At 71.2% G+C, this 5,859-nt stretch carries 5 protein-coding genes; 2 read left to right on the top strand and 3 right to left on the bottom strand.

Annotated elements, in window-relative coordinates:
- Both WAL33_RS05090 and lpxK read left to right on the top strand, forming a co-directional pair.
- Positions 1-486, top strand: a 486-nt coding sequence (locus WAL33_RS05090) for a 3-deoxy-D-manno-octulosonic acid transferase (RefSeq protein WP_422179127.1), incomplete at its 5' end; no start/stop codon positions are given.
- On the top strand, positions 483-1,490 hold the full coding sequence (gene lpxK, locus WAL33_RS05085; RefSeq protein ID WP_422179125.1) for a tetraacyldisaccharide 4'-kinase: 1,008 nt from the start codon (positions 483-485) through the stop codon (positions 1,488-1,490). The genes WAL33_RS05090 and lpxK, both read left to right, overlap by 4 nt.
- A gap of 143 nt (positions 1,491-1,633) precedes the next feature.
- Here lpxK and WAL33_RS05080 read toward each other — a convergent pair whose 3' ends face one another.
- The 3 genes from WAL33_RS05080 to cytX form a co-directional block, all read right to left on the bottom strand.
- Positions 1,634-2,713: a phosphotransferase gene (locus WAL33_RS05080; protein ID WP_422179123.1), complete on the bottom strand. Its 1,080-nt coding sequence runs from the start codon at positions 2,711-2,713 to the stop codon at positions 1,634-1,636.
- Between the two features lie 203 nt (positions 2,714-2,916).
- Complete coding sequence (purD, locus tag WAL33_RS05075; RefSeq protein WP_422179121.1) at positions 2,917-4,200, bottom strand: phosphoribosylamine--glycine ligase; 1,284 nt, start codon at positions 4,198-4,200, stop codon at positions 2,917-2,919.
- A 33-nt stretch (positions 4,201-4,233) separates the two neighbouring features.
- Positions 4,234-5,502 (bottom strand): putative hydroxymethylpyrimidine transporter CytX, encoded by a 1,269-nt coding sequence (gene cytX / locus WAL33_RS05070; RefSeq protein ID WP_422179120.1) that lies wholly within the window; start codon positions 5,500-5,502, stop codon positions 4,234-4,236.
- Positions 5,503-5,859: the final 357 nt, after the last annotated feature.

Here is a 5,859-nt window from a genome sequence, read left to right as displayed (position 1 = left end):
CGCCTGGTGATCGCGCCGCGCCACCCCGAGCGCGGCCCGGCCATCGCCGACAAAATTTCGGCGAGCGGCGCCACGGTCAGCCTGCGCAGCCGCGAGCCCGACGGCGCCGCCGAGGTCATCGTCGCCGACACCCTGGGCGAGCTGGGGCTCTGGTACCGGCTGGCCGACCTGGCCCTGGTGGCCGGCAGTCTGGTGACCGGGATCGGCGGCCACAATCCGCTGGAGCCGGCGCGGCTGGACTGCCCCATCGTCTCGGGCCCCCATGTCGAGAACTGGCTGACCGCCTATGCCGACCTGCGCGACGCCGACGGCGTGGCGTTCGCCGACGCCTCGGTGCTGAGCGCGCGGCTGGCCGACCTGCTGGCCCGGCCCGAGGTCCTGAAAGGGCAAGCAGCCCGCGCCCGGGCTCTGGTCTGTCGAAGCGACGCCGAGGCCCGGGCGGGCCTGGACCGCATCCTCGACCTGCTGACGGAGCCCGCGGCATGAAGCTGGCCACGCCGCGCTGGTGGTATCGCCGTGAGGGCGCGCCCAGCCCGCTCACCCGCGCCCTGCTGACTCCGCTGTCGTGGATCTGGGCCGCCCAGACCGCCCGGCGCATCGCCCGCACCCAGCCACGCGGCGCCGACTGCGCGGTGATCTGCGTGGGCAATTTCACGGTCGGCGGGGTGGGCAAGACGCCGGTCGTCCGCGAGCTGCTGCTGACCCTGACCCAGCGCGGCCGCCACGCGCACGGCCTGGCGCGCGGCTATGGCGGCAAGCTGAAGGGACCGGTGCGGGTCGATCCGGCGCGCCATACCGCCAAGGACGTCGGCGACGAGCCGCTGATGCTGGCCCAGGACTTTCCGATGTGGGTGTCGCGCGACCGGGTGCTGGGGGCCCGCAAGGCCGCCGCCAACGGCGCCGAGGTGGTGGTCATGGACGACGGCCACCAGAACCCCGACCTGCGCAAGACCCTGTCGCTGGTGGTGGTCGACGGCGAGACCCGCGAGGACGAATGGCCGTTCGGCGACGGCAAGGTGTTCCCGGCCGGGCCGATGCGCGAGCCGCTGGCGGTCAGCCTGGCCCGCACCGACGCGGTGATCGTGCTGCTGCCGGACGACCTGCCAGTCGCCGATCCCGAGCTCTTGGCGCTATTCGGCAACACCCCGGTGCTGATCGCCCGGCTGGAGCCCGCCGTCGCGCCGCCCAAGGGCCGCCAGGTCGGCTTCGCGGGCATCGGCAAGCCGTGGAAGGTGGAGCGCGCCCTGAAGGCCGCCGGCTGCCACCTGGTGGACTTCGCGCCCTATCCCGACCACGGCGAATATGACGAGGCGACGCTGAACTTCCTGTGGGACCGGGCCCAGACCTTCAGCGCCGGGCTGGTGACGACCGAGAAGGACTGGGCGCGACTGCCCCAGGCCTGGCGGGATCGGGTCACGCCCTGGCCGGTGCGGGCGCGGTTCGAGGATGAGGGGGCGCTGGGGAAGCTGCTGGAGAGCGTGGGGCTGTAGCTCACCCACTTGCCCCCACCTGACCGCTTCGCGGTCTGTCCGCCCCCATAGGGGGCGGAGGACGCCGAGCCGCACCGCGCCCCTCTTCCCCCTCTGGGGGAAGACGATCGCGAAGCGATCCGTAGGGGGCAAGCATTAGCCGCCTAAGCCCCCGCCTTCTTCGCGAACTCCCAGGCCCCGCGCGCCAGAACCGGCACACGCGCCTCCATGATCTCCGCATGGGCGCTGGCCGCCGTGCCGTCCCGCACCCGGCCCACGATCCCCTGGCAGATGCCCGCCAGACGGAAGAGGTTGTAGCTGAAATACCAGTCCAGGTTCGGCAGGCCGTCGCGACCGGTCAGCTTGCAGTACTGCGCCACCGCCTCGGGAATCGTCGGCACGCCATAGGCGGTCAGGTCCTTGATCTCGGCCAGGCCGCCGCGCTGGTCGGACGGCATCACCCAGTTCATCAGGAAATAGCTGAAGTCGGCCAGCGGATTGCCCAGGGTCGACAGCTCCCAGTCCAGAACGGCCACCACCCGCGGCTCGGTGGCGTGCAGGATCATGTTGTCCAGGCGATAGTCGCCATGGACGATGGAGGTGACGTCATCGGGCGGGCAGCTGGTCGGCAGAAACGCGATCAGCCGGTCCATGTCCTCGATGGTCCGGGTCTCGGACGCCTTGTACTGCTTGGTCCAGCGGTCGATCTGGCGGGCGAAGTAGTTGCCGGGCTTGCCATAGTCGGCCAGGCCGACGGCGGCGTAGTCGACATTGTGCAGGGCGGCCAGGGTGGCGATCTCGGCCTCGTAGATCGCCCGGCGCTCGGCCGGCGCGTAGTCGGGCAAGGTGCCGTCCCACAGGATCCGGCCTTCGACATTGTCCATCACGTAGAAGATCGTGCCGATCACGTCCTCGTCCAGGCACAGGGCGTAGGCCTTGGCGACGGGGAAGTTCGCCTTGTTGAGGCCCGAGATCACCTTGAACTCGCGGTCGACCGCGTGGGCGCTGGGCAGCAGCTTGCCCGGCGGCTTGCGGCGCAGGACGTACTTCTTGGCGGGCGTGACCAGCTGATAGGTCGGGTTCGACTGGCCGCCCTTGAACTGGCGGACTTCCAGCGGCCCGGCATAGCCCTCGACATGGGCCTCCAGCCAGGTCGCCAGCTTGGCCTCGTCGATGGCGTGGCGCGGATCGACGGGCTTGGTCCCGGAATTCAGATCCTGAGCGGACTGTTCGGCCACGGCCATGCGCTAACTCCCCAACGCTTGTTTGAAAGGGACATTAGAGCGTGGGGCGAAGGGTGCAATCCCAAATGCCCCCTTCCCCCTTGATGGGGGAAGGGCCGGGGATGGGGGTGACTGCTGAGTTGGCGGCGCGAAGAAACTTCGCGTTCACCCTCATCCGACCGCTTCGCGGCCACCTTCCCCCATCAAGGGGGAAGGATCGAGTTTTAGTGCTGGCTCAACGCCCGCCACCCGATGTCGCTGCGATAGAACCCGCCCTCCAGCGACACCGTGCCCAGGGCCGCATAAGCAACATCCCGCGCTTCATGCAGCGTCGCGCCCAGGGCGCAGATGTTCAGCACCCGGCCGCCCGAGGCCACCAGGCGGCCGTCGGCGTCGCGGGTGGTGCCGGCGTGGAAGATCACCGCCTCGCCGCCGAACTCGCTGTCGGCGCCCTGGATCAGGCCGCCGGTCTTGGGGGCGTCGGGATAGCCCTCGGCCGCCAGCACCACGCAGATGGCCGCCTCGTCACGCCAGACCGGCTTGGCCGCACCGGCCAGCTCGCCCTTGGCGGCGGCCAGCAGCAGCGGGACCAGGTCGCTTTCCAGGCGCAGCATCAGGGTCTGGCATTCGGGATCGCCGAAGCGGGCGTTGTATTCGACCAGCTTAGGGCCCGTCTCGGTCAGCATCAGCCCGGCATAGAGCACGCCGACATAGGGGCAGCCCTCGGCCGCCATGCCCTCGATCGTGGGGACGACAAGCTCGCGCCAGGCCTGGTCGACCAAGGCGTCGGTCAGGACCGGCGGCGGCGAATAGGTGCCCATGCCGCCGGTGTTGGGGCCTTGGTCGCCGTTATAGGCCCGCTTGTGGTCCTGGGCCGCGCCGAACAGCACCGCGGTCTTGCCGTCGCAGATCGCAAACAGCGAGGCCTCCTCGCCGTGCATGAACGCCTCGATCACCACCCGCGCCCCGGCCGAGCCGAACCGGCCGCCCAGCATGTCCAGCACGGCCGCGTCGGCCTCGCCGCGGGTCGCGGCGATCACCACGCCCTTGCCGGCCGCCAGGCCGTCGGCCTTGATCACGAACGGCGCGCTCAGGGTGTCGAGGAAGGTCCCGGCCGAGGCCGCGTCGGTGAACACGCCATAGGCGGCCGTCGGCAGGTCGTGGCGGGCGCAGAAGTCCTTGGTGAAGGCCTTGGAGGTCTCCAGCCGCGCGGCCTGGGCGCTGCCGCCGAAACAGGGGATGCCGGCCTTGGCCAGTTCGTCGGCCAGCCCGACCTCCAGCGCCGATTCCGGACCGACCACGACCAGGTCGGCGGCGATCTCCCGGGCCAGGGCCACCAGCCCCGTCACGTCGGTGACCTTCACCGCCCGCAGCTCGGCCACCTGCCCGATCCCCGGATTGCCCGGCGCGGCGACCAGCCGTCCGCACAGCGGCGACTGGGCGATCTTCCAAGCCAGGGCGTGCTCGCGCCCGCCGGACCCGACGAGCAGGATGTTCAGCTTTTCCATGGGGCCGGGGTGTCGCGCGACGACGGCGCGGGGTCAAGCGACCAGGCGTTTGCGCACCGCCTGGAGCGCCAGATAGACCACCGCGGCCGCCGCGAAGGCCGGCAAGGTGGCGCCGATGTCGGGCGCCAGCCGGCTGAGCGTCTGGTAGGCGCCGACGCCGACCGCCCAGGCGGTCAGGCCCGGCAGGTTCAGCCCGCTCGCGATCCGGCCGACAGCCTCGGCGCGTCGCCGGCGGACGAGGAAGTGGTCGGCCAGCAGCACGCCGAACAGCGGCGCGAACACCGAGCCGATCAGCAGCAGGAAGGTCTCGTACCGGGCCATCGGCGCCAGCAGGGCGATGACGGTGCAGACCACGCCGAAGCCCAGGGCCAGCCTTGTCGAGCCGACCCGGACCAGAGTGGCGGTCGAGACGGCGGCCGAATGGATGTCGGCGAAGGTGTTGTCGGTCTCGTCGATGACGATCAGCAGCAGGGCGAAGCCGCCGGCGGCGGCCAGGGCCGACAGCAGCATGCCCTCGCCGCCCCCGGCCGCCAGGGCGTAGGCGGCGCCCAGGCCCATGAACCAGACATTGGCCAGCAGGTACCCGACGGCGCTGCCCCAGAACATGCCGCGCGGCGAGCGGCCAAAGCGGGTGTAGTCGGCGATCAGCGGCAGCCACGACAAAGGCATGGCCACCACCAGGTCGACCCCGGCCCCAAAGCTCATCTCGCCGGTGCCCGCCTTGGCCAGCAGGGCGGCCAGGTCGTGGTCGGCCAGCAGCCGCCAGGTCAGCCAGCCCGCCCCGGCCAGCAACAGCCACAGGCCCCAGGCGCGCAGGAACCGCCGCACGAACGACACCGGCCCCAGGATCGCCAGGCCAGTGGCCAGGGCGCCGAACAGCAGCGTCCACAGCACCGGGTTGGAGAACCCGAAGGTCCGCTGGGTCAGGGCGTCGGCCGAGTCGCGCATGGCGATGATCTCGAACGCGCCCCAGCCGGTCAGCTGCACGGCGTTCAGCACGGTCGGGATCGCCGCCCCGCGCGCGCCCAGGGCCAGGCGCAGCGACCCCATGGCCGAAAGCCCGGTGTCGGCGCCCACAACGCCGGCGGCGGCCAGCAACAGCGCGCCCAGCACCGAGCCCGTGACGATCGCCGCCAGCGCCGCCCCCAGGCCCAGGCCCGGAACCAGGAAGGCCCCGGCCTGCAGCACCAGCAGGCCGATCCCCAGGCTGAACCACAACGAAAAGGCGTCGAACGCCCCGAACGCCCGGCGCTCGGCCGGCACGGGGGTCAGGGGATCATAGGAATCGTCGAGCTGAGGCATGGGCGAGCCTTAGCAGGTCGGCGCGTCGGCGCGAAAGCCAAGGCGCTCCGCCCCCTGCGGGGGCGGACAGGCGGCGAAGCCGCCAGGTGGGGGGCAAGTGTTCGCGGGCAAGGCGCTGCAGGCACGGCTCTTCGACCTCGGGCTTTCGCGGCGAGTGGGTGAGGAGGCGCGGAGCGGCCGGGCCAAGCCCGGATGACCGTGGGTTTAGAGTGTGCGTTTCGGCGTGGACCGACCGCTCCGCGAAACCGTTTGTCTCGAGGGACGGCGATTGAGGGCCTGTTTCATCCCGATCGACGTTCCCCCTCGGACGGGCAGGATCAAAGTCGCCCGGAAGGGGCCGTCAGCGACTCCGACAGA

The organism is Caulobacter sp., from assembly GCF_049283275.1.
Taxonomy (GTDB): Bacteria; Pseudomonadota; Alphaproteobacteria; order Caulobacterales; family Caulobacteraceae; genus Caulobacter.
The sequence above is the reverse complement of the archived record's forward strand: the minus strand, read 5'-3'. Positions and strand labels throughout refer to the sequence as shown.

What these genes read in the sequence shown, in the direction of transcription:
- lpxK (WP_422179125.1), top strand. Translation starts at nt 483, where the DNA reads ATGAAGCTGGCCACGCCGCGCTGGTGGTATCGCCGTGAGGGCGCGCCC.
- WAL33_RS05080 (WP_422179123.1), bottom strand. Translation starts at nt 2,713, where the DNA reads ATGGCCGTGGCCGAACAGTCCGCTCAGGATCTGAATTCCGGGACCAAG.
- purD (WP_422179121.1), bottom strand. Translation starts at nt 4,200, where the DNA reads ATGGAAAAGCTGAACATCCTGCTCGTCGGGTCCGGCGGGCGCGAGCAC.
- cytX (WP_422179120.1), bottom strand. Translation starts at nt 5,502, where the DNA reads ATGCCTCAGCTCGACGATTCCTATGATCCCCTGACCCCCGTGCCGGCC.